The sequence below is a fragment of the Mesorhizobium sp. B3-1-6 genome, from assembly GCF_006439555.1.
GTDB lineage: Bacteria > Pseudomonadota > Alphaproteobacteria > Rhizobiales > Rhizobiaceae > Mesorhizobium.
In genome coordinates this window covers 88769-111919 of record NZ_VFTM01000023.1, presented here as the reverse complement: position 1 = coordinate 111919, position 23151 = coordinate 88769, and the positions used below count along the sequence as shown (strand labels likewise).

General features: G+C 64.2%; 18 protein-coding genes. 7 read left to right on the top strand and 11 right to left on the bottom strand.

The features are described 5' to 3' along the window. Positions 1-335 precede the first annotated feature (335 nt). Both FJ414_RS20670 and dnaE read left to right on the top strand, forming a co-directional pair. Positions 336-2348: an acetyl/propionyl/methylcrotonyl-CoA carboxylase subunit alpha gene (locus FJ414_RS20670; RefSeq protein ID WP_140646190.1), complete on the top strand. Its 2013-nt coding sequence runs from the start codon at positions 336-338 to the stop codon at positions 2346-2348. A gap of 120 nt (positions 2349-2468) precedes the next feature. Further along, complete coding sequence (dnaE, locus tag FJ414_RS20665) at positions 2469-5993, top strand: DNA polymerase III subunit alpha (protein ID WP_140646189.1); 3525 nt, start codon at positions 2469-2471, stop codon at positions 5991-5993. Between the two features lies 1 nt (position 5994). On the opposite strand, the gene FJ414_RS20660 is transcribed toward dnaE, so the two are convergent. After that, positions 5995-6882 carry a DMT family transporter gene (locus tag FJ414_RS20660; protein ID WP_140646188.1) on the bottom strand — a complete coding sequence of 296 codons (888 nt, stop codon included), beginning with the start codon at positions 6880-6882 and terminating at the stop codon, positions 5995-5997. Positions 6883-7059: 177 nt separating this feature from the next. Here FJ414_RS20660 and FJ414_RS20655 point away from each other — a divergent pair, with 177 nt between their 5' ends. After that, positions 7060-7563, top strand: a complete 504-nt coding sequence (locus FJ414_RS20655; RefSeq protein WP_140646187.1) for a hypothetical protein — start codon at positions 7060-7062, stop codon at positions 7561-7563. 4 nt (positions 7564-7567) lie between these two features. Here FJ414_RS20655 and FJ414_RS20650 read toward each other — a convergent pair whose 3' ends face one another. Continuing rightward, positions 7568-8896, bottom strand: coding sequence for a DNA polymerase IV (locus tag FJ414_RS20650; protein ID WP_140646186.1), 1329 nt, complete (start codon positions 8894-8896; stop codon positions 7568-7570). Between the two features lie 65 nt (positions 8897-8961). Here FJ414_RS20650 and FJ414_RS20645 point away from each other — a divergent pair, with 65 nt between their 5' ends. Beyond that, complete coding sequence (locus FJ414_RS20645) at positions 8962-9537, top strand: GNAT family N-acetyltransferase (RefSeq protein WP_140646185.1); 576 nt, start codon at positions 8962-8964, stop codon at positions 9535-9537. 94 nt (positions 9538-9631) lie between these two features. Then, positions 9632-11209, top strand: a complete 1578-nt coding sequence (locus tag FJ414_RS20640; RefSeq protein WP_140646184.1) for a hypothetical protein — start codon at positions 9632-9634, stop codon at positions 11207-11209. Positions 11210-11218: 9 nt separating this feature from the next. On the opposite strand, the gene FJ414_RS20635 is transcribed toward FJ414_RS20640, so the two are convergent. Then, positions 11219-11872, bottom strand: coding sequence for a hypothetical protein (locus tag FJ414_RS20635; protein ID WP_140646183.1), 654 nt, complete (start codon positions 11870-11872; stop codon positions 11219-11221). Beyond that, the gene (locus tag FJ414_RS20630; RefSeq protein WP_140646182.1) at positions 11869-12168 is read right to left on the bottom strand and encodes a DUF3572 domain-containing protein; all 300 of its coding nucleotides are present in this window, start codon (positions 12166-12168) and stop codon (positions 11869-11871) included. The genes FJ414_RS20635 and FJ414_RS20630 overlap by 4 nt, the downstream gene beginning before the upstream one ends. Positions 12169-12408: 240 nt before the next feature. On the opposite strand from FJ414_RS20630, the gene FJ414_RS20625 reads away from it, so the two are divergent. Together FJ414_RS20625 and FJ414_RS20620 are read left to right on the top strand one after the other, a co-directional pair. After that, the gene (locus FJ414_RS20625; protein ID WP_027166515.1) at positions 12409-12780 is read left to right on the top strand and encodes a response regulator; all 372 of its coding nucleotides are present in this window, start codon (positions 12409-12411) and stop codon (positions 12778-12780) included. Positions 12781-12813: 33 nt separating this feature from the next. Then, positions 12814-14187 carry a PleD family two-component system response regulator gene (locus FJ414_RS20620; RefSeq protein ID WP_140646181.1) on the top strand — a complete coding sequence of 458 codons (1374 nt, stop codon included), beginning with the start codon at positions 12814-12816 and terminating at the stop codon, positions 14185-14187. A 675-nt stretch (positions 14188-14862) separates the two neighbouring features. Here FJ414_RS20620 and rpmG read toward each other — a convergent pair. The 7 genes from rpmG to topA all read right to left on the bottom strand — a co-directional run bounded on the left by rpmG (position 14863) and on the right by topA (position 23090). Then, positions 14863-15030: a 50S ribosomal protein L33 gene (gene rpmG, locus FJ414_RS20610; RefSeq protein WP_006201775.1), complete on the bottom strand. Its 168-nt coding sequence runs from the start codon at positions 15028-15030 to the stop codon at positions 14863-14865. Between the two features lie 156 nt (positions 15031-15186). Beyond that, positions 15187-15645 (bottom strand): hypothetical protein, encoded by a 459-nt coding sequence (locus FJ414_RS20605; protein WP_140646179.1) that lies wholly within the window; start codon positions 15643-15645, stop codon positions 15187-15189. 93 nt (positions 15646-15738) lie between these two features. Beyond that, a complete protein-coding gene (locus tag FJ414_RS20600) occupies positions 15739-16914 on the bottom strand; it encodes an MFS transporter (protein WP_140646178.1) in 1176 nt (391 codons plus the stop codon). A gap of 20 nt (positions 16915-16934) precedes the next feature. Further along, the gene (locus tag FJ414_RS20595; RefSeq protein ID WP_140646177.1) at positions 16935-17675 is read right to left on the bottom strand and encodes an NUDIX hydrolase; all 741 of its coding nucleotides are present in this window, start codon (positions 17673-17675) and stop codon (positions 16935-16937) included. Between the two features lie 91 nt (positions 17676-17766). Beyond that, positions 17767-18210 carry a DUF983 domain-containing protein gene (locus tag FJ414_RS20590; protein WP_140646176.1) on the bottom strand — a complete coding sequence of 148 codons (444 nt, stop codon included), beginning with the start codon at positions 18208-18210 and terminating at the stop codon, positions 17767-17769. Beyond that, the gene (rnr, locus tag FJ414_RS20585; protein ID WP_140646175.1) at positions 18210-20516 is read right to left on the bottom strand and encodes a ribonuclease R; all 2307 of its coding nucleotides are present in this window, start codon (positions 20514-20516) and stop codon (positions 18210-18212) included. The genes FJ414_RS20590 and rnr overlap by 1 nt, the downstream gene beginning before the upstream one ends. Positions 20517-20522: 6 nt before the next feature. Next, positions 20523-23090, bottom strand: a complete 2568-nt coding sequence (gene topA, locus FJ414_RS20580; RefSeq protein ID WP_140646174.1) for a type I DNA topoisomerase — start codon at positions 23088-23090, stop codon at positions 20523-20525. Positions 23091-23151 lie beyond the last annotated feature (61 nt).

Sequence of the window (23151 nt, the reverse complement as noted above, 5' to 3'; positions counted from 1 at the left end):
CCGTCGCGCGGCCCTTCGAGGTCCACCTCCATGATCTCAAGCGGCTTTCCGGCGGCAACGGCAACGGCGGCACGCGTTTTCATGAGGCACTCCTCCCAAGGCAATCTGTAAGTTTTAGCTAACGGCAAGCTGTTCGTGGCGAATGGCAGCCTGCCATCCGTTCGGCGTCACGGGCAAGCTTAGCGAGTTCCGCGCTGGCGGCCAACGTCTGTTGCGACGTTTTTCGGCGCGGTTCCTGCAATCGGCGCCAGCCGTAGGAGCCGGCCCGCGGGCACTTGAGGCGGGCCGGAATTGTCCATAGAACAGGACCGCTTCGCCGGAGGAACGACATCCGAATGTTCAAGAAAATCCTGATCGCCAATCGCGGCGAGATCGCCTGCCGTGTGATCAAGACGGCGCGAAAGATGGGGATCGCCACCGTCGCGGTCTATTCGGATGCCGACCGCGATGCCGTGCATGTCGAGATGGCCGACGAAGCGGTGCATATCGGACCGCCGCCAGCGGCACAGAGCTATCTGGTCCCTGAGAAGATCGTCTCCGCCTGCAAGGAGACCGGCGCGGAAGCCGTGCATCCGGGCTATGGCTTCCTGTCCGAGCGTGCCTCCTTCTGCGAGGCGCTGGAGAAGGAAGGCATCGTTTTCATCGGACCGAAGCCCAAGGCCATCAAGGCGATGGGCGACAAGATCGAATCGAAGAAGTTCGCCAGCGAGGCCAAGGTCTCGACCGTGCCTGGATGGCTGGGCGTCATTGAAGACGCCGACCATGCCGAACGGATCGCCGGCGAGATCGGCTATCCGGTCATGATCAAGGCTTCGGCTGGCGGTGGCGGCAAGGGCATGCGCATCGCCTGGAGCAAGGCGGAGGTGCGCGACGGTTTCGACCGGGCGCGTTCGGAAGCGAAAAGCTCCTTTGGCGACGACCGCGTCTTCATCGAGAAGTTCGTCGTCGACCCGCGCCACATCGAGATCCAGGTGCTGGCCGACGCGCATGGCACCGCGCTCTATCTCGGCGAGCGCGAATGCTCGATCCAGCGCCGCAACCAGAAAGTGGTCGAAGAGGCGCCGTCGCCATTCCTCGATGCCAAGACCAGAAAGGCGATGGGCGAGCAGGCGGTGGCGCTGGCCAAGGCGGTCGACTACCAGAGCGCCGGTACGGTCGAGTTCATCGTCGACAAGGACAAGGACTTCTATTTCCTTGAAATGAATACGCGATTGCAGGTCGAGCACCCGGTGACCGAGCTCGTGACCGGCATCGACCTGGTCGAACAGATGATCCGCGTCGCCGCCGGCGAAAAGCTCGACATCAAGCAGAGCGACGTGAAGCTCAACGGCTGGGCGGTGGAAAGCCGCCTTTACGCTGAGGATCCTTTCCGCAACTTCCTGCCCTCGATCGGCCGGCTGACCCGTTACCGGCCGCCGGAGGAGGGCACGTTCGGCGATGTCGTGGTCCGCAACGATACCGGCGTCGCCGAAGGGTCGGAAATTTCGATGTTCTACGACCCCATGGTAGCCAAGCTCTGCACCTGGGCGCCGACCAGGCTTGAGGCGATCGACGCCATGTCGGAGGCGCTGGACAGTTTCGTCGTCGATGGCATCGAGCACAACATCCCTTTCCTTTCGGCGCTGATGCAGCACCCGCGCTGGCGCGAGGGGCGGCTGTCGACCGGCTTCATCGCGGAGGAATATCCGGACGGCTTCGCGCCGGTCGAGCCGGATGGCGGGGAGAGGGCGGTGTTTGCCGCCGTTGCAACCGCGATCGAACTGCTGCGCCGCGACCGGCTCGACCGCCTGAGCGGCCGGCTGGCGCCGCATTCCGGCCATCTCAAGCGCGATTGGGTGGCGAAGATCGACGCTGACTATCTTCCGGTCGAAATCGTCGACGGCATGGTTTCCATCCCGATGGAGGTCGATCTGTCGATCGATGGCGGCAGGCCGCTGACCGTCGCTTCGGACTGGCGGCCGGGCGACGCGATCTGGCAGGGCACGATTGGCGGCAAGAACATCGCCGCCCAGATCCGCCCGATGCTGAACGGTTTGCGCATCGCCTGGAAAGGCATGTCGGTGACGGCTCAAGCCATGCTGCCGCGCACCGCGGAGCTCGAAAGGCTGATGCCGGAAAAGCTGCCGCCCGACACCTCGAAGATGCTGCTCTGCCCGATGCCTGGGCTCGTCGTCTCGATCGCCGTGGCCGAGGGCCAGGAGGTCAAGGCCGGCGAGACGCTGGCCGTGGTCGAGGCCATGAAAATGGAGAACGTGCTGCGCGCCGAACGCGACCTCACCATTGCCAAGCTCAACGCCAAGCCGGGCGACAGCCTGGCGGTCGATGCGGTGATCATGGAGTTCGCCTGAGACGAGGCGATACGGGGCCGCACGCCTGTGGTCTGTGGGTCGATTGTGCTGGACTGGCATGGCCCCGTCCGGGACAATACATCTGCATGGATTTGAGTCTTTGGGACGGCGCGAAAAAATATGGCGGATGAACGACTTCCACGCGACCCGTTGCAGCGCGAAGCAGCCGTGAAGGCCGCGCGGCCGGAAGCGCCGGCGCGGACCTTCATCCATCTGCGCGTGCATTCGGCCTATTCGCTGCTGGAAGGCGCCTTGCAGCTTGGCGCCATCGTCGGCCATGCCGTCAAGGACGAGGCGCCGGCGATCGCGGTCACCGACACCAACAATTTGTTCGGGGCGCTCGAATTCGCCCAGAAGGCGGTCAAGGACGGCATCCAGCCGATCATCGGCTGCCAGGTCGATCTCGCCTTTTCCGGCGAGGCGAGCGACGGCCAGCGAGACCGCCGCCGGCATGGACCGGAAATGTCGCCGGTCGTGCTGATCGCCGCCAGCGAGGCCGGCTATGCCAATCTCGTGCGGCTGATCAGCAAGGTCTATCTGGAGACGCCGCCCGGCGAGCCGGTGCACCTGACCAGCACGATGCTGGAAGGCAGAAGCGATGGCCTGATCTGCCTCACCGGCGGGCCGCGCGGCCCGATCGGCACCGCTCTGAAGGCCGACCGGCGCGATCTCGCCGAACAGCGGCTGCTCTTCCTCAAAGACCTGTTCGGCGACAGGCTCTATGTCGAACTGGAACGGATCGCCGGCTATGATCGCATGGTCGAGAAGTCGACGGTCGACCTTGCCTACACGCATGAACTGCCGCTGGTCGCCACCAACGAGGCGTTCTTCTCCAAGCGTGACGACTATGAGGCGCATGACGCTTTGATCGCCATCGCCGAGGGCTCGGTGGTGGCCGCCGACAACCGCCGGCGGCTCGCCGCGGACAATTTCCTGCGCGGCCAGGCCGATATGGCGCGGCTCTTCTCGGACCTGCCGGAATCGATCGACAACACGGTCGAGATCGCCATGCGCTGCTCCTACTATCCGAAGAACCGCAGCCCGATCCTGCCGCGCTTCACCGGCGCCGACGCCGCAGACAAGGACGCGGCCGAGAAGGCGGAGGCGGCCGAGCTCGCCCGGCAGGCGCGCGAAGGGCTGGAGGCGCGGCTTGCCGCGCACGGGCCGACGCCCGGCTACACGGTCGAGCAATATCGCGAGCGGCTCGAATTCGAGCTTGGCATCATCGAGAAGATGAAGTTCCCGGGCTACTTCCTGATCGTTGCCGACTTCATCAAATGGGCGAAGGCGCAAGGCATTCCGGTCGGACCGGGCCGCGGTTCGGGCGCCGGTTCGCTGGTCGCCTATTCAACCACCATCACCGACATCGATCCGCTGCGTTTCTCGCTGCTGTTCGAGCGCTTCCTCAATCCGGACCGCGTCTCGATGCCCGACTTCGACATCGACTTCTGCCAGGACCGGCGCGAGGAGGTGATCCGCTACGTCCAGCAGAAATACGGCCGCGACCAGGTCGGGCAGATCATCACCTTCGGTACGCTGCAGGCGCGCGCCGTGCTGCGCGACGTCGGCCGTGTGCTGCAGATGCCCTACGGCCAGGTCGACAAGCTCTCCAAAATGGTGCCGCAGAACCCGGCCAATCCGGTCAAGCTGGCGGATGCCATCGCCAACGAGCCGCGCTTTGCCGAGGAGGCGGAGAAGGAGCCGATCGTGCAGACGCTGCTCGACACGGCGCAGAAGCTCGAAGGCCTCTACCGCCACGCCTCGACGCATGCCGCGGGCATCGTCATCGGCGATAGACCTTTGTCGGAACTGGTGCCGATGTATCGCGATCCGCGCTCGGACATGCCGGTCACCCAGTTCAACATGAAATATGTCGAGCAGGCCGGCCTGGTGAAGTTCGACTTCCTCGGCCTGAAGACGCTGACCGTGCTGGAGACCGCGGTGAAGCTGATCCGCCGGCGCGGCGTCGACATCGATCTCGCGACGATCCCGCTCGACGACCCAGACACCTACGCCATGCTGTCGCGCGGCGAGGTGGTCGGCGTGTTCCAGGTTGAAAGTGCGGGCATGCGCAAGGCGCTGATCGGCATGCGTCCGGACTGCATCGAGGACATCATCGCGCTGGTGGCGCTCTATCGCCCTGGCCCGATGGAGAACATCCCGACCTACAACGCCAGAAAGCATGGCGAGGAGGAGATGGCCTCGATCCATCCCAAGATCGACCATCTGGTGAAGGAGACCCAAGGCGTCATCGTCTACCAGGAACAGGTGATGCAGATCGCGCAGGAGCTGTCCGGCTATTCGCTCGGCGAAGCCGACCTTCTGCGCCGCGCCATGGGCAAGAAGATCCGTGCCGAGATGGACAAGCAGCGCGAGCGCTTCGTCTCCGGCGCGGTCGAGCGCGGCGTCTCAAAGCCGCAGGCCGATTTCATCTTCGACCTCCTGGCCAAGTTCGCCGACTACGGCTTCAACAAGTCGCACGCGGCGGCCTACGCGGTCGTTTCCTACCAGACCGCCTACCTGAAGGCGCATTACCCGGTCGAGTTCCTGGCGGCGTCGATGACGCTCGACATGAGCAACACCGACAAGCTGGCCGATTTCCGCCAGGACGCCATGCGCCTCGGCATCGAGGTGGTGGCGCCGTCGGTGATGTCGAGTTTCCGTCCCTTCGAGGTCGGCGAAAACAAGATCTTCTATTCGCTTGCGGCGCTCAAAGGCGTCGGCGATGCGGCGGTCGAGCACATCGTCGAGAAGCGTGGCCAGAAGCCGTTCAAGAACCTTGCCGATTTTTGCGAGCGCGTCGATCCGAAGATCGTCGGCAAGCGCGTTTTCGAAAGCCTGATCATGGCAGGCGCGCTCGATTGCTTCGGCCACGACCGCGCCCAGATGATGGCCGGAGTCGAGCGCATGATGGGCCTGGCCTCGCTGGCGCAGCAGAACGCCATTTCCGGCCAGGCCGACATTTTCGGCGCATCGCTTGGGAGCCAATCGCAGGCGCTCAACCTGCCCGCGACCGATCCGTGGCTTGCCGCGGACCGGCTGCACCGCGAGTTCCAGGTGGTGGGCTTCTACCTCTCGGCCCATCCGCTCGACGAATACAAGGCGGCACTCCAGAAGATGCGGGTGCAGAACTGGGCGGAATTCTCGGCTGCGGTCAAACGCGGCGCCGCGGCCGGACGCCTCGCCGGCACGGTCACCTCCAAGCAGGAGCGCAAGACCCGCACCGGAAACAAGATGGGCGTCGTGCAGTTTTCCGACACGACGGGCCAATATGAGGCGGTGCTGTTTTCCGAGGGCCTGGCGCAATATCGCGACATGCTGGAGCCTGGGAGTTCGGTGGTGATTATGGTTGCAGCCGAAGACAGGCCCGAGGGCGTGAACCTGCGCATTAACTCGGTGCAATCACTGGACGACGAAGCCAGCCGCATCCAGAAAGCGCTACGCATTTTTGTCAGAGACGATGGACCATCATCGATCATTCAATCGCAGCTCAAACAGCGTGGCGACAGTCAAGTCAGCATCATCGTTCTCAAGGGAGAGGCGCAGGGCGAGGTTGAGATCGGCTTGGGGAATTATCGCGTCTCGCCGCAAATCGCCTCTGCCATGCGTGCGGTGCAGGGCGTGGTGGAAGTGGAGTTGGTCTAGCTCAGGGCGTTGCCGCCTCCGCCTCTGCCACTTGCGGTGTCTTGCGCTGCAAATTGAGCAGGTTGCCGGCGAGGATCAGGGCGGCGCCGCCGGCGGTGAAGACGTCGATCTGCTCGTGATAGAGCAGCCAGCCGACCAGCGCCGTCAGCGGCACGCGCAAAAAATCCATCGGCGAGATGATCGTGGCGTCAGCGTGGGTGAGAGCGCGGGCCAGGCAGAAATGCGACGACATGCCGGTGAAGGCGATGATGAAGATCCAGGGCCAGAGGCCGGGCGAGGGAGTGTGCCAGCTATAGAGAGCGGGGATCAAGCCAACCGCCGACTGGATGATCAGCATCCAGAAGATGATGCGCACCACGCTTTCGGTCTTGGTCATCGACTTGACCAGCACCATCGAGATGCCGAAGCAGACCGCGGCGCCCAGGACGACGAGGTGGCCGGGGTCCATCGAACCGGCGCTTGGGCGCACGATGACGACCACGCCGATCAGACCAAGCACGATCGCCGTGAGCTTCGACCGGGACAGTCTTTCCCCCAGAAAGCTGACGGCGAGAACCGCCGTCCAGATCGGCGTGGTGAACTCGATCGAGATCAGCACGGCGAGCGGAATGAGCGTCAGCGCGTAGAGCCAGGCGGCCTGGCCGGTATAGTGGATCATGTTGCGGGCGATATGGGCGAACGGACGCTCGGTGCGCATCGCGGCAAAACCGCCGCTCATCATCACCAGCGGCAAAAGGATGAAGAAACCGATCACCGAGCGCAGCTCCAGCACCTGGAAGACGTTGAGCTCGGCGGTCGTTTCGCGGCCGGCAACCGACATCGCCAGCATCGAGGCGATTGACAGAGCCATCCAGAACGCGGCTTTTGGGATCGAGGGAGCGGGCGCCATTTGGGGCCCTATGTCGCAAGCCCGGACCCTGGCCGCAACCGTTAGTGGCGTCATTCCACTGGGCCAGCGGATCGGGTGTGAAAAAAACCGTCATCGCCGCGGCGGAACCTGGCGCTTGGGCACCCGTTAAGTCCACGCTTCCATCGGAAGGCTATGATCGCAAGAGGGGACGTCTTGATGAAATCGACTGCTGCTTTGCTGGCCGCCGCCTGTCTTTTCTGCTCGACGGGCGCGCATGCAGACGAGGCGGCTTTCCTGCGCTCGCTGCAGGGAAAGTTCTCCGGCAAGGGAACGGTCAGGATCAGGACGAACACGCCGGTGATGAACATCAACTGCACCTTCACCTCGGACGCGACGGCGGACTCGCTGTCGCTTGACGGCACCTGCCGCGCGCTGCTGATCATGTCGCGGGAAATCCGCGCCGACCTGAAGGTCAGCGGGGAGAGCTACACCGGCAGCTATATCGGCTCGCGCAGCGGGCCTGCCGGGCTCAGCGGAAGCCGCAAGGGCGATGCGATCAACCTCGACATCCATTGGGCGAAAATCGTCAATGGCGACCGCGACGCGGAGCTGACGGTCGAGAAGATCGGGCCGGACAATATGCGCATGACGGTGACCGACATGGATCCGGCAACCGGCAAGATGGTGGTGACTAGCCGGATCGACCTCAAGCGGACCTGACCCCTCAATCCTCCAGCGGCTCGGGCGGATTGGCGGCGCGGCCCTTGCCGAATGTGTAGCCGGTCTCGACGGCTTTCCTGCCGAACTTGTCGCGCAGCGTGTCCATCGCGCCTTCCGCCAGCGCGCGCTTGCGCGACTGCATGTCGACAAGGTCCGGCGGATCGGCCTTTTCGTCGTCGGAGAGGTCGCTGACGCCGATGCCGAGCAGTCGGAATCTTGTGCCGTCGGCCTCGCGGCGCAACAGATCGAGCCCGGTCTGGAAAATGCGGTCGGCCAGGCGGGTCGGGTCGCCGAGCTGGCGGTTGCGGGTGCGGAGCTTGAAATCCTGCGTCTTCAGCTTCAGCACCACGGTGCGCCCGGCAATGCCTGATTTCTTCAACCGCGCCGAGACCTTTTCCGACAGGCCGCGAAGCACCGGCACCAGTTCCGCCAAGGCGGCGATATCGGCGTCGAAGGTGGTTTCCGCAGAGACGCTCTTGGCATCGCCGCCGGGGTCGACCGGGCGATCGTCCTCGCCACGCGACAGGCGATAGAGCCGGTCGCCCATCACGCCGTAGCGGCGCATCAGGTCGCCGCGCTCCATGCGCTGCAATTGCGCAATCATGCGGATGCCGTCGCGCTCCAGCGTCGCGGCAAGCGCCTTGCCGACGCCCCAGATCATCGTCACCGGCTGCGCCGCGAGGAAGCTTGGCGCCTCGGCTTCGCCGATCACCGAAAAACCGCGCGGCTTGCGGAAATCCGAGGCGATCTTGGCCAGGAATTTGCAGTAGGAGAGGCCTGCCGAAACGGTGATGCCAAGCTCCTTTTCCACCGTCTGCGCGAAGCGCGCCAGCACCAGCGCCGGCGGCATGCCGTGCAGCCGCTCGGTGCCGGCCAGGTCGAGAAAGGCCTCGTCGATCGACAGCGGCTCGACCTGCGGCGTCAGCGCCAGCATCAGCGCGCGGACCTCGCGCCCGACGCCGACATATTTTTCCATGTTGGGCGGGATCACCACCGCTTCGGGGCACAGTTCGAGCGCCTTGAACATCGGCATGGCCGAGCGCACGCCCTGGATGCGAGCGATGTAGCAGGCAGTGGAGACGACGCCGCGCTGGCCGCCGCCGACGATCACTGGCCTATCCTTCAGCGCCGGGTTGTCGCGCTTTTCGATCGCCGCGTAGAAGGCGTCGCAGTCGATATGGGCGATCTTGAGCCGGTAGAGCTCGGCGTGGCGGACAAGGCGCGGGCTGCCGCAGCGATCGCAGCGACGCGTCTCGGAGCGCTGGAAAGCCAGGCAGTCACGGCAAAAACCGTGTTCGGGATTGTTGACAGGAGCCGCCATCGCTGCGAACATAAAGAGAACAGATGCAATGGTACGACAGCGCAAGGCTGGCAACAAGCTTGGCCTGGGGAGAACGCATGAGCACGACCATAGCACCGCTGACCCCCGAGCGCTGGCCCGATTTCGAGGACCTCTTCGGCAAGCAGGGCGCCTGTTACGGGTGCTGGTGCACGCATTTCCGGCTGGCGCCGGCGCAACGGCGCGCCAGCGACAAGGAGCGCAACAAGGATCTCATCAAGGCGCGAATCGAAACGGGCCCACCGCCGGGGCTTTTGGCGCTCGAAGACGGCAAGGCCGTCGGCTGGATGCAGATCGGGCCGCGCGCCGACGTGCCCGAATGGAACAATCAGGGCAGGGGCTCGGCGCCGGTCGATCCGGCCGATGCCGGCGATCTGGACGTGTGGGCGATCTCGTGCTTCTTCATTCGCGTCAAGGCGAGGGGAAGGGGTGTCACGCATCGTCTCGTCGAGGGCGGTATCGCCTTCGCGCGCGAGAACGGCGCGCGGCTGCTGGAAGCCTGCCCGATCGACCTGTCGCGCGATTCGCGCTCGATCGGGCTTTTCGTCGGCTCGTCGCGGGTGTTCGAGAAGGCCGGCTTCCAGAGGCTTGTCGAGCGCAAGCCCGGCCGGCCGCTGATGCGGCTGGTGCTTTAGCCGGATGCGCTTTTGGCTTACAGTCGGCGTCTTGCGGCTGTAACGCTTCTTGCCTACCAGAAGCACAATCTTTCCGAGACCACGGAGAACCGACGTGAAGCGTATTTTGCCACTTGCCTTCGCCCTTGCGCTCAGCGCGCCGGCTTTTGCCCAGACTGTCGACAATCAAGGCGCCAAGGAGCTGTCCGACAATCTGGCGCGTTATTTCGGCAAGCAGGCGTTCGACAAGGGCGTGCTCAAGGTTTCGGTCGAGGGCGACGCCTACAAGATCGCGTTTGACGTCAAGTCGCTCGTCAGTGCGCTGCCGGAGCAGAAGCTCCTCAAATTCGACATGGCGCCATATGCCTTGATGGTGAAGCCGCGCAGCGACGGGTCCTGGGACGTCTCGTCGAATTTCTCGCAGGGTGCGTCCTTCGAGTTCGATGGGCCGGAAGGCCGTCAGAGCATGGAATTCACGATCAAGGACGGTAAGCTGACCAGCGTCTACGATCCGGCGCTTGCCGCCTTCACCAACGCCACCAGCTCGTTGGCCGGGATGACCATGACGTCCCGGGAAGCCAAGCAGCAGGCCGATGTCTCGACCGGCGCCGGCACCGCCACCGTCACGGCGACCAAATCCGCCAATGGCGGCGTCGACTTCACGGCCACCCAGAAAGTTTCGGACTTCGTCGAGAAGATCAAGATCGACGATACCAACAGCGGAATGAATTTCCCGCTCACCTTGAAAACGCCGGAACTTTCGGTGGATGCAAACGGCAAAGGCGTGCGGACGAAGCCACTGCTCGACCTGCTTGCCTTTGCCGTGGCCAACGAGGACGAAGCCAAACTCAAGGCGAACCAGGCTGAGCTCAAATCGCTCATGCTGGCCGCGCTGCCCATCTGGGAAAGGGTCGACGGCAACTACGGCTTCAAGGATTTCGAGGTGGAGAGCCCTGTCGGCAAGTTCGGGGCCGCGCAATTCAGCGCCGCATTCGGCATGGACGGCGTCTCCCAGAACGGCAAGGTCGACTACAAGATCAAGGCTGCCGGCCTGACAATTCCGCGGCAGACCTTGCCGGAATGGACCGTCCCATTGCTGCCAACCGACATCGATCTGAACTTCGGCGGCGCCAATATCGATCTCGATACGATGGCGAAAAAGGCGATCGAAGCCTTTGATCTCAATAAGAATCCGCCGCTGTCGGATGAATTCGGCAAGGCTCTGGTCGCCGATTTCAAGGCCAAGAATCCGAAGGTCGTGATCGGGCACAGCACGGTGAAGAACGGCGATATCGAGGTCGCGCTGGAAGGTGAGATGACTTTTCCCGGCGAGAAGCCCGACGCGACCGTGACCATCGACGTCGCCGGCTACGACAAGGTCGTCGATGCCCTGAAGGAAGCGGCCAAGAGCGATGAGCAGATGGCGCAAGCCTTCCCGTTTGCGCTGGCCGTCAAGGGATTTGGCAAGACACTGCCGGATGGCCGCCTGGAGTGGGTGATCGACACGAAAGCCGACGGCTCGGTCAAGGTCAACGGCGCCATGCTGAAGGGGCCCGATGCCGTCCAGGACGACAGCGCGGGTCAGGACGACTCGGGTGGTGATGACGGCTCGAACGGAACCGACAATTCGAGTGGGGGCGACGATACGGATGGCGGCGACAATGGCGGGGCCGGAGCGAAGCTGCAGCCCTGAGCGCTTGGGTTAAAGCCCGAGAGCGCTGGCGATTTTTGGCGCCGCATCCCGCCAGTCCTCGACCGAGACGATGTCTTCCGGCGTTGGCGGCAAGAAGGCGCGCAGCGCGTTGTCTGCCATCAAATGGAAGAGGTGGGCATCCGCGACGGAATTGCGCGCCGAGATCAGGTTGGAGGGCTGGTCGTCGACGAAGGCGACGGGCCGGCCCTTGACGCCGCGCAGTTTCGCGATTGCCGGTCCCTTGGCCATTTCCGTCGTCAGCAGCGGATAATTGAGCCCCAGCGCATCGAGATGCGCGCGGCGCACGTCGCGGTGCTTGTGCGGCATGGCGGTCAGCATGACGATCTCGGCGCTTCGGCCGAGCATCGCCAGCGCATCCGCGGCGCCGTCGGCGATGCTTTGCCAATCCGCCTGGGCATCGAAGAATTCGCCCAGGAGCGCCGTCACCTCGGGTTGCTCGATCAGCCGGCCGGTTGCCGTCTCGGCGATGTTGCCGGTCAATCGGAAGGAAGCGAGCGTCAGGCCGAAACCGCGCGACTTCAGGTAGCGCGGAAACGGCCGGATGAATTCCAGCACGACGTCGTCGACGTCGAGCACCAGCAGCGGCCGGTCATCGGCGGCAAGTTCTTCGATCTGCCGCGCCGTCTCGGGATCGTCGCTCATGTCGAACGCTCGTGGTCGTCGTTGCCGAGCGGGAGCGCGCGCAGCGCCTTGCCGACGGCGGCTGGCGGAGTGCCGGTCTCCTCGGCGAAGCGCAGCAGCGTCGGCTCGTGGGCGAGGATGAACTGCAGAACGCCGGCAAGGAAGCCGGGCTCGGCTGCGGCTTTGCGGATCGACTGCACGTCGATGCCGGTGATCGCCAAGAAGCGGGGCAGAAGTTCGGGATCTGCGGCGACGAAGCCCAGAGCCCTGACGGCAATGGTTTCCGCTTCCTCGCGCATTGACGCTGCGTTCGCCATCATTACCTTTGGAATGGTGGATTTTTTCGAGTCTCCTTCCGCAGTAACGGCAAGCGTCGCTTGCGGCAAGCCTCCGCTCTTTCCCGTACAACGTCCGAAGGTGGAATTGGTGCAGCTTTCCAACCTCCGGTTTCCGTTTCGTCAATCATATTGGGCTAGAGTGGAAAAGGGTTGGGTGCGGTCCGAAGGGGACGCATTGCGACGGCCTTCGGTTTCGAGGGCGGTCGGGACGGGAAACTGATGGCTAAGAAGGTCATGATCGTCGAGGACAATGAGCTTAACATGAAGCTCTTTCGGGACCTCATCGAAGCCAGCGGTTACGAGACGGTTCGCACGCGTAACGGGCTGGAGGCGCTGGATCTCGCGCGCCAGCATCGGCCGGACCTGATTCTGATGGACATCCAGTTGCCCGAAGTCTCCGGCCTGGAAGTGACGAAATGGCTTAAGGAAGACGACGAATTGCATTCGATCCCGGTCATCGCCGTCACCGCCTTCGCCATGAAGGGCGATGAGGAGCGCATCCGCCAGGGCGGCTGCGAGGCCTATATCTCCAAGCCGATCTCGGTGCCGCGCTTCATCGAGACGATCAAATCCTATCTGGGCGACGCCTGATGCCCGAGACCAGCAGAGCCGGAGTTTGTTGAGATGACCGCGCGGATCCTCGTCGTCGACGATATCCCCGCCAATGTGCGGCTGCTGGAGGTTCGGCTGCTTGCCGAGTATTTCGAGGTGCTGACGGCCAGCAACGGCCTGGATGCGATCGAGACCTGCGAGAACGGCAAGGTCGACGTGGTGCTGCTCGATGTCATGATGCCGGACATGGACGGGTTCGAGGTCTGCAAGCGCCTGAAGAGCGATCCGGCGACCTCGCATATCCCCGTCGTCATGATCACCGCGCTCGACCAGGTGTCGGACCGGGTGCGCGGCCTCGAGGCGGGCGCGGACGATTTCCTGACCAAGCCGGTCAACGACCTGCAACTGATGACGCGCGTGAAGAGCCTGGTCAGGCTGAAGTCGCTGACCGACGAATTACGGCTGCGCGCCTCGACGACGCGCAATATCGGCATCGAAGAGCTTCTGAGCCGCGATTTCGCCACCGAGGACGCCAAGCCGAGGGTGCTGCTTGTCGACGAGCGCAAATCTTCCGTCGAACGCATCCAGAAGATGCTGCGCAACAGCGCCGAGCTGGATGTCGCGGCCGATCCGAATGCCGGGTTCTTCCAGGCGGCCGAGGCGGCGTATGAATGTGTGCTGGTGTCGACCGCCTTCTCGAATTTCGATGCGCTGAGGCTCTGCTCGCAGCTGCGTTCGCTCGACCGCACCCGCTTCCTGCCGATCATGCTGCTCGCCGACGAGGGCGAGGAGGGCCGCATCCTGCGCGGGCTGGAACTCGGCATCAACGACTACCTGATCCGGCCGATCGACCAGCACGAGCTGACAGCGAGGCTGCGCACGCAGGTGCGGCGCAAGCGCTACAACGACCAATTGCGGGCCAGCGTCGCCCAGACGATCGAGATGGCGGTGATCGACGGGCTGACCGGGCTGCACAACCGGCGCTACCTCGACAGCCATCTGCAGACGCTGTTCGACCGCGCCGTGGCTCGGCGGCGGCCACTGTCGGTGATGATCACCGATCTCGATCGCTTCAAGTCGATCAACGACACCCATGGCCATGACGGCGGTGACGACGTGCTGCGCGAGTTCGCCCGGCGGCTGCGCAAGAATGTGCGCGGCATCGATCTCGCCTGCCGCTTCGGCGGCGAGGAGTTCGTCGTGGTGATGCCGGACACCGACGGCGCGGTCGCCGAGAAGGTCGCCGAGCGCATCCGCGCCGAGATCGCGCAGGCGCCTTTCGCGATCGGCAACGACGGCAAGATGATCGAGGTCACGGTCAGCGTCGGGGTGTCGTCGGTCCTGAAAGGGACGGACAGCGTCGCCGCGCTGATGAAGCGCGCCGACCTGGCGCTCTACGAGGCCAAAAGCGGCGGCCGCAACCGGGTGGTCGCCAAGGCCGCCTAGGCTGTGTTGATATTCAGGTGATGCCGGCCTGCGAACGATGGTTTCCTGCGCTTCCGGTGCTCACGTACTTTAAGTACGCTCCGCTCCGGTTCTCGGAAACCAACGTTCTCGGCTCAGCCTGACCTGAATCTCAACACATCCCAAAAACGCGTCGCGATCTTTCACACCCAGCACGCGCCTGTCTTTGTCCCAAAACCGGTTTCCACTCTCGGGAGACATGCTCGGCAAAAAGGCGACGATTCTCGGCCGTCCCAACAGGGTTACGAATTTACCTTAACCCAAGCGATTCGCGAGCGGTGGTTAAGAAATGGTTGATTTTTATAAGGTCTTGCGCAAATCTGCGATGCATAGACAGAAGCCGAGGCCGGCGCGAGGGTAGACGAGCCGGCTCGATCCAAAAATACCCCATGATGCTCAGGTCCGCCGCATCTCCTGGGTCCGTGGGGTCGGCCGGCCGGCGCTGGCGCATAGTGGCCTCCTCGTACCGCTGCCAAACGCCGACCGGCCCCCTTTTCTCAAAAGCCGACATCGGAAGCTTGCGCAGACAGTCGCGCAGGCTCCCCAGCCGTTCGGTCTTTCCGTCTGCCGGGAAACCGTGTCGGACTTTTCCTGGAATTGCTCCAAAACAAAAACGCCGCCCGAGGGGCGGCGTTTTGATTTCTCGGGATAACCAGATTACTTGATCTTGGTTTCCTTGAACTCGACGTGCTTCTTGGCGACCGGGTCGTACTTGCGGAACGAGAGCTTGTCCGTCTTGGTACGGCTGTTCTTGCTGGTGACGTAGAAGAACCCGGTGTCGGCGGTCGACAGAAGCTTGATCTTGATGTTTGCGGCTTTGGCCATGATTTTCGTCCGTTAATGTTCGTGGAGTTTTGGCCGCTGGAGCACGGGGAAAACACCCGGACGCGGGAAACTTGACGCGACACATAAAGAACGCGCCCGGAAAGTCAAGCCCGGGCGCCTTCCCTGCCCCATTTGGACATGGCCGATCTCGCCGCTTCAGGCGTTCTCGCCGACCCGCTGAGCCGTTTTTTTCCGGTCGCCCGTGGTGTTCCACCAACGGTTGGGATTGGCATGGTCGTCAAGACCCTTGGAACGGCTGGCGAGCAGCGGTTGGATGCGAATGACGGGCTCCTGATAGGAGTGGGCCTGGAATATCGCCTCGACGACACGAGCGGCGAGCGACTGGTCGTCGGCGATCTCGAACGACACTTCAACGGTGCCGGGCCGCCGGCGCAATTCCGTCTCGGCGCCCGCGGCGGCGCCCTCGAGCGGCCGATAGCGCTCGACGCCTTGCGCCGACTGATAGGCGTTGCTGTCATATTTGCCCATGCGCAGCGGCGTGATCGCCACCACCGCCTCCATGATGCGCTCGACATCGGCGGCCGGCGCCTGGAATGTGACGAGCAGAAGCAGTTCCATCCTGAGGGATTTGGTTTCAAAGCCGCTGTCGATCATCGCAATTCTCCTACTTCGCGCTGGAAACAGGGTATAGCAGGGGTGCTGCTGACACGGTGATGTCAGGATGCCCGACGCTGCAGCGGCATTTGCCTACAGAATCTTGCGCACCAGCCTGACCAGGATCAGAGCCATGTAGGCAGCGAAGAAGAAGGCCAGCGACCAGCCGAAGCCGGATGGGCCGAAGGCGTCCATGCCGATGCCGATCGCCTGCGGACCCAGCACCATGCCGACGCCATAGCAAAGCACGAAGGCAGCATTGGCGGATGCCAGTTCATGGCCGGACAGCTGCGAGCCGAGATGGGCAAGGCCGATCGTGTACATGGCGGCGACGACGCCGCCCCAGACGAACAGGAGGGCCGCCATCAGATGCCAGTTCTGTGCGAAGAACGGCATGAAGACCGTTCCGATGAGGCCGACCGTGGCGCAGGCCAGCAGCAGGTAGCGCCGGTCGGAAACGCGGTCGCTGATCATGCCGATCGGGATCTGCAGAAGCACATTGCCGAGCCCGATCATTGTCAGGAGCAGCGCGGCGTCGGCTTCCGAATAGCCGATACGGCTGCCATAGACGGGGAAGAGCGAGAAACCGCCGGTCTCGACGGCGCCGAAAACAAGCACGGCGAAGGTCGCGGTCGGCACCAGCCAGATGTAGCGCAGGAAGTGGCTGGTCTCGCTGTCGGCGACGATGGTCGGACTCTCGTTGCGGGCCGCCAGCACCGGGATAGAGGCAAGCGTCACCAGCGCTATGGTGACGCCGAACGGCAGGAAGCCCGTGCTGCCGAGATGAGCAAACAGCCAGGGTCCGGCGGCAAAGCCGAGCGACAGCACGGTGGCGTAGATGCCAAGCACAAGGCCGCGCCGGTTCGGCGGGGCGGAGGTGCTGATCCAGAATTCCGACAGGATGAACAGCACCGTCAGCGAGATGTGCAGGGCGACGCGGAGCGGAAACCACATCCAGAAATCCGGCGCGAAATGGAAGCCGACAAAGGCGAGCGCGCCGATGGCAATCATCAACAGCATGGTCCAGGCGACGCCGAGCCGCATGGCAAGCGGGGTGGCGAGCGGCGCGCCGGCAATCGAGGCGAGACCGGCGACGGCGGTGTTGAGGCCGATCATCGAAGCGGAATGGCCGCGGCTTTCCAGAATGACGCTGAGCAGCGGCATGCCGAGGCCGATGGCGATGCCGACGACGCTGATCGAGGAGATCGCCGCGATCATCGGCAGCCAGTGTACGCGTTCGTCGCCCTGTTCTTGGGTATCGACCGTCATGGGATCAAAATGCTCTGCTTCTAAAGGACTTCGCGGACAAAGCGGTTGCGGACGAGCCGGAAGAACGGCACGGCGCCCCCCGGCCGCAGCAAGGGATCGTCGGCAAGCCGACCTTCCAGTTCTTCCAGGATCATGCCGGTGATGTCGGGGATGTCGGCCTTGCGGGCATCGGCAAGCGGCAGCCAGACGAGTTCTTCGAGCTCGTTGGTCGGGCCGCCGCCGGGCAATTCCACGGCAACGTCGTGGCGCCAGGCGCTGAAGAAACGCGTATCGAAACGGCGCACGCGATTGGGCGGAGTGATGGCGCGGGCGATGAAGCGGAGCACGTCCAGCGAGGGGACCACGCCATGTTCGGCGAAACCCTGCCAGTCGCGCTTTGCGGTCGAGAAGGCGCCTTTGCGGCCGATAAGCAGGCCGGCTTCCTCATAGGTCTCGCGAATCGCCGACAGGGCGATTGCGCGCGCCCGCGCCACGCTCGCGCGGCCGGGGCCTGAGACCAACCTACTTTCTTCTTCTTCGGGCAGAGGGGCGCCGACGGCAATGCGGCTGTCGGCGGGATCGGTGCGGCCGCCGGGGAAGACGAATTTCCCGGGCATGAAGGCGTGCCCGGCATGGCGCCGGCCCATCAGCACCAGAACGTCCTTGCCCCGGCGATCGAGCAGAATGAGGGTCGCGGCATCGCGCGGACGCAGCGCCCGGCCGTTGCGCACGGCCAGGCCCCTATCGAGCTTGTCGACATCCGCCTTGGTCATTCGTTCCATGCGCTCGACCTAGCGGAAACTTCCCGGATGCGAAAGTGGCTTGCGCGTCGCGGCCTTTGCACCAGGGCCGGCAGCGGCGCGACCTGGCTTATCAATGGCTCTCGAATTCGTCTTTCTCGTCGCCGAAGCCGTGCATATAAAGCGCCCATTGCAGGCCGATGACGGCGCCCTTGACCGGCTGCAGCAGCACGAGCGCGAGAATGATGGTCAACGGCACCCAGATCAGCGCGTGCTGCCAGGTCGAGAGCGTGGTGGCGGCCTCCACCGCCATGAACGAGCCAACCACGATATGGCCGACGATGACGATGACCAGATAGGCAGGCAGGTCGTCCGCGCGATGGTGGTGCAGTTCCTCGCCGCAGACCTCGCACTTGTCCACGGGCTTCACGAAAGCGTGGAACAGCTTTCCCTTGCCGCAATGCGGGCAGCGGCCGAGCATGCCGCGCTTGATCGCCGTCCACAGCGGACGCGCGACGCGGCCTGAGTGGTGCTCGCCGCCGAAAACCTGTTCTTCCACCCGCAAATCGCCTGGCATCATCTTCTCCTGCCGCGCGGACCGACGCGCGATTGCGACGCGCGGGCGCGGCCTTTGGCCTTGTGGAACGACCGCTTTGAGCCGGGCAGGGGCTTCGGGTCGGTCAGCATCTCGAAACGCATCGCACCGGCCATCGGCGCGACCTCGATCAGCCGGACTTCGACGCGGTCGGCAAGCTGATAGCCTTTGCCAGTGCGTTCCCCGAACAGCGATCGGGCGGTTTCGTCGTAGATATAGTAGTCGCCGCCCAGAGTTGACACCGGAATAAAGCCGTCCGCGCCGTACTGCGGCAATTGGACAAAGAGCCCCGCCTTGGTGACGCCGGAAATGCGCGCGTCGAACGTGTCGTTGACGCGCTCGGCGAGATAGGCGGCGATCAGCCGGTCGACCGTATCGCGCTCGGCGGCCATGGCGCGGCGTTCCGTGGCCGAGATCAGCGCGGCGGCCTCTTCCAGCCTGTCCGCCTCCTGCTGCGTCAAGCCGCCGGGACCCAGACCAAGCGCCGCGATCAATCCGCGGTGCACGATCAGATCGGCATAGCGGCGGATCGGCGAGGTGAAATGCGCGTAACGCCTGAGGTTGAGGCCGAAATGGCCGATATTCTTCGGCGAATACTCGGCCTGGCTCTGCGAGCGCAGCACCACTTCGTTGACCAGCGCCTCGTTGTCGGCGCCGCGCACCCGCTCCAGGATACCGTTGAACTGGCTGGGTCGCATCTGCGCGCCGCGCGCCAACGATAGGCTGAGCGTTTGCAGGAATTCGCGCAGCGATTCCTGCTTGGCGAGCGACGGCGCGTCATGGATCCGGTAGACGAGGGGCTCTTTCCTGCCCTCCAATGTCTCCGCGGCCGCGACATTGGCCTGGATCATGAACTCTTCGATCAGCTTATGCGCATCGAGTCGCTCCGGCACGGTGACGCGGTCGACCGTGCCGTCGGGCTTCAGCAGGATCTTGCGCTCCGGCAGGTCGAGTTCCAGCGGCTGGCGGGCGTCGCGGCCGCGCTTCAGCACCGCGTAGGCGTCCCAGAGTGGCTTCAGAACGCCATCGAGGATCGGCCGCGTCTTGTCGTCGGGCACGCCGTCGATCGCGGCCTGCGCCTGCGGGTAGGAGAGCTTGGCGGCCGACTTCATCATGACGCGGTGGAAGGAGTGCCTGAGCTTGCGGCCTTCCGAGGAGAAGGTCATGCGCACGGCGATGGCCGGCCTGTCCTCGCCTTCGCGCAGCGAGCAGAGATCGTTGGAGATGCGTTCGGGCAGCATCGGCACGACGCGGTCCGGAAAATAGACCGAATTGCCGCGCTTCAAGGCTTCGCGGTCGAGCGGCGTGCCATAGCGCACATAGGCGGCGACATCGGCGATCGCCACGGTGACGACGACGCCTCCGGGATTCTTCTCGTCCGCATCGGGCGTGGCGAAGACGGCGTCGTCATGGTCCTTGGCGTCGGCCGGATCGATGGTCACTAGCGGCAGGTTGCGCCAATCCTCGCGGTGATCGAGCGTCGCCGGCTTCACCGCTTCGGCCTCGGCAATCACGTCCGCCGGAAAGATATGGGGAATGTCGTGGGCGTGGATGGCGATCATCGAAACCGCCTTTTCGCTGCTCAAGGACCCCAGTACCGCCAGCACTTTTGCCCTGGGCAGTCCGTAACGGGATGCGCGCGCCGGCTCGACCTCGACCAGGTCGCCGTTTTTGGCGCCGTTCTGGAATTCCTTGTCGACGATCAGTTCCGGCTGGCGCCGTTCGACGGGCTCGATGCGCAACGTGCCATCCTTCAGTACGCGGAAGACGCCGAGCACCGCATCGCTGCGCTTCTCGAAGACCTTCATCACCCGCCCGGTATAGGCGGGGCCTGACGGATCGTCGGTGGGGAAGGTCTTGGCAAGCACGCGGTCGCCGATGCCGGGCACCGGGCCGTTGGCGCCGCGCGAAATCCGAATGGCGATGACCGGCAGCGAGCCGTTGCCGGTGTATTCGTTCGGATGCGCCAGAAGCATGCCGTTGTCGTCGCGGCCGAAAATGTCGAGCACCGCGACATGAGGCACGGCGCCCGCGCGGGTGAGGCGCTTGCGCTCTTTGTTAAGGAGGCCCTCGTCCTGCAGGTCGCGCAACAGGTCTTTCAGCCAGATGCGGTCCTCGCCACGCAGCGCGAAGGCCTTGGCGATCTCGCGCTTGCCCGAGCGGTCGGGATTTTCGGCGATGTAGCGCAGGATTTCGTCGCGAGAAGGTCGATAGTCGTCTTTGACCTTGGCCCTGGTGTCGGCGTGGCGCGGATCGCCGTGGCTTCTTCCGGAGATCCTGCGCGCCACGTCCCGCTATCCCTTCTTCGCCGCCCTGCGGAAGGGCTTTTTGCCGCCTCCGCCCTTGGCCTCCCTTTCGGCAATCAGGGTGAGCGCCTCTTCCATCGTCACCGATTGCGGATCCTTGCCCTTGGGCAGCGTCGCATTGACCTTGCCGTAGTTGACATAGGGCCCGTATTTGCCGTCGCGCACGACGATCTTGCCGCCGCCGTCGGGATGGTCGCCCAGCTCCTTGAGCGCCGCGGCGGTGCCGCCATTGCGGCCGCCCTTGCCCTTCTGCTGTTTCTCGGCGATTACCGAGACCGCGCGGTTGAGGCCGATCGAGAACACGTCCTCGATGCTTTCCAGATTGGCATAGGTGCCGTCATGCAGCACGAACGGGCCGTAGCGTCCGAGGCCGGCCGAGATCATCTTGCCAGATTCGGGATGTTTTCCGACGTCACGCGGCAGGGCCAGCAGCGCCAGCGCCTTCTCGTGGTCGATCGACTCGGGCGTCCAGCCCTTGGGCAGGCTCGAGCGCTTGGCCTCCTTGCCTTCGCCGCGCTGGATATAGGGGCCGAAACGGCCGCTCCTCAGCGTGATTTCCTCGGCGGTGTAAGGATCCTTGCCGAGCAGCTTGACGCCGTCCTCGCCATTGCCGTTCTCGCCGTTGGGATTGGCGGCGTCGCCGAGCTGGCGGGTGTAGGAACACTCCGGATAGTTCGAGCAACCGACGAAGGCGCCGAACTTGCCGAGTTTCAGCGAGAGGTTGCCTGAGCCGCATTTCGGGCAAATGCGCGGGTTGGAGCCGTCCTCGCGTTCCGGGAAGACAAGCGGCGCCAGTTCTTCGTTGAGCGCATCGAGCACGTCGGTGACGCGCAGTTCCTTGATGTCGTCGACGGCGCCGGAGAAATCCTTCCAGAAGTCGCGCAGCACGTCCTTCCAGGCGAGCTTGCCGTCGGAAATCTCGTCGAGCTTTTCCTCGAGCGAAGCGGTGAAATCATACTCGACATAACGCTCGAAGAAGCTTTCGAGGAAGGCCGAGAGCAGCCGGCCCTTGGCCTGCGGCACCAGCCGGCGCCGGTCGATGGTGACATAGTCGCGATCCTCGAGCGTCTTCAGGATCGCGGTGTAGGTCGATGGCCGGCCAATGCCCAACTCTTCCAGCTTCTTGATCAGCGACGCCTCGGAGTAGCGCGGCGGCGGCTCGGTGGTGTGCTGGGTGGCGTTGATCGCCTGGCGGGCGAGCTGCTCGCCGGAGCGGATCTCGGGCAGGCGGCGGCTCTCCTCGTCCTCCGCGTCCTCGTCCTTCTGGTCGGTATAGGCGGCGATGAAGCCGTCGAAGCGGATAACCGAACCGACGGCGCGAAGCTCGGCAGTGCGAGCGCCGTTGACCGCCTCGATCTCGACCGTGGTGCGTTCGATCTCGGCCGGCTGCATCTGGCTGGCGATGGCGCGCTTCCAGATCAGCTCATAGAGCCGGGCCTGGTCGGCGTCGAGATACTGCCTGACCGATTGAGGCGTGCGGTTGAAATCGGTCGGGCGGATCGCCTCGTGCGCTTCCTGGGCGTTCTTGGCCTTGGTGGTGTAGTAACGCGGCTTTTCCGGCAGGTATTTCGCGCCGAACTCGCTGACGATGGCGCTGCGGGCAGCCTCGATCGCCTCGGGCGCCATCTGCACGCCGTCGGTTCGCATATAGGTGATGAGGCCGGCGGTCTCGCCGCCGACATCCATGCCTTCATAGAGCTTTTGCGCCACCTGCATGGTGCGCGTGGCCGAGAAGCCGAGCCCGGAGGAGGCGGCCTGCTGCAGCGTCGAGGTGGTGAAGGGCGGGCCGGGATTGCGCTTGGTGGGCTTGGCCTCGACCGACAACGCCTTGAAGGTCGCGCCCTCCAGCATCGCCTTGATGTCGTCGGCCTGAGCCTTGTTGGCGATGTCGAGCTTCTGCAGCTTCTTGCCGGCAAAGGCGGTCAGCCGCGCTTCGAAACTGTCCTTGCGCGGCGTGTCGAGGATGGCAGCGATCTGCCAGTATTCCTCGCGGATGAAGCGTTCGATCTCGGATTCGCGGTCGCAGACCAGGCGCAGCGCCACCGACTGCACGCGGCCGGCCGAGCGGGCGCCCGGCAGCTTGCGCCACAGCACCGGCGAGAGCGTGAAGCCGACGAGATAATCGAGCGCACGGCGAGCGAGATAGGCGTCGACCAGCGGCGCATCGATCTGGCGCGGATTGGCCATGGCATCGAGCACCGAGGCCTTGGTGATGGCGTTGAAGACGACGCGGCTGACCGGCTTGTCCTTCAGCGCGCGCTTCTGCTTCAGGACTTCCAGCACATGCCAGGAAATCGCCTCGCCCTCGCGATCCGGGTCGGTGGCGAGGATCAGCCCGTCGGCATCCTTGACCGCCTTGGCGATGTCGGCGAGGCGCTTGCCCGACGCGGTGTCGACCGACCAGGACATGGCGAAGTCCTCGTCAGGGCGGACCGAGCCGTCCTTGGCCGGCAGATCGCGGACATGGCCGAAGGAGGCCAGGACCTTATAGTTCTTGCCCAGATATTTGTTGATTGTCTTCGCCTTGGCCGGCGATTCGACGACGACGACGTCCATGAGGTCTCTTAATCAGCTGTGAGGTGGCGGAAGAACTCCGCGACGCACGACGAAATCCCAC

Bases quoted from the DNA above. Each gene is read 5' to 3' on its own strand.
- FJ414_RS20670 (WP_140646190.1), top strand. From the start codon at position 336: ATGTTCAAGAAAATCCTGATCGCCAATCGCGGCGAGATCGCCTGCCGT.
- dnaE (WP_140646189.1), top strand. From the start codon at position 2,469: ATGGCGGATGAACGACTTCCACGCGACCCGTTGCAGCGCGAAGCAGCC.
- FJ414_RS20660 (WP_140646188.1), bottom strand. From the start codon at position 6,882: ATGGCGCCCGCTCCCTCGATCCCAAAAGCCGCGTTCTGGATGGCTCTG.
- FJ414_RS20655 (WP_140646187.1), top strand. From the start codon at position 7,060: ATGAAATCGACTGCTGCTTTGCTGGCCGCCGCCTGTCTTTTCTGCTCG.
- FJ414_RS20650 (WP_140646186.1), bottom strand. From the start codon at position 8,896: ATGTTCGCAGCGATGGCGGCTCCTGTCAACAATCCCGAACACGGTTTT.
- FJ414_RS20645 (WP_140646185.1), top strand. From the start codon at position 8,962: ATGAGCACGACCATAGCACCGCTGACCCCCGAGCGCTGGCCCGATTTC.
- FJ414_RS20635 (WP_140646183.1), bottom strand. From the start codon at position 11,872: ATGAGCGACGATCCCGAGACGGCGCGGCAGATCGAAGAACTTGCCGCC.
- FJ414_RS20630 (WP_140646182.1), bottom strand. From the start codon at position 12,168: ATGGCGAACGCAGCGTCAATGCGCGAGGAAGCGGAAACCATTGCCGTC.
- FJ414_RS20625 (WP_027166515.1), top strand. From the start codon at position 12,409: ATGGCTAAGAAGGTCATGATCGTCGAGGACAATGAGCTTAACATGAAG.
- FJ414_RS20620 (WP_140646181.1), top strand. From the start codon at position 12,814: ATGACCGCGCGGATCCTCGTCGTCGACGATATCCCCGCCAATGTGCGG.
- rpmG (WP_006201775.1), bottom strand. From the start codon at position 15,030: ATGGCCAAAGCCGCAAACATCAAGATCAAGCTTCTGTCGACCGCCGAC.
- FJ414_RS20605 (WP_140646179.1), bottom strand. From the start codon at position 15,645: ATGATCGACAGCGGCTTTGAAACCAAATCCCTCAGGATGGAACTGCTT.
- FJ414_RS20600 (WP_140646178.1), bottom strand. From the start codon at position 16,914: ATGACGGTCGATACCCAAGAACAGGGCGACGAACGCGTACACTGGCTG.
- FJ414_RS20595 (WP_140646177.1), bottom strand. From the start codon at position 17,675: ATGGAACGAATGACCAAGGCGGATGTCGACAAGCTCGATAGGGGCCTG.
- FJ414_RS20590 (WP_140646176.1), bottom strand. From the start codon at position 18,210: ATGCCAGGCGATTTGCGGGTGGAAGAACAGGTTTTCGGCGGCGAGCAC.
- topA (WP_140646174.1), bottom strand. From the start codon at position 23,090: ATGGACGTCGTCGTCGTCGAATCGCCGGCCAAGGCGAAGACAATCAAC.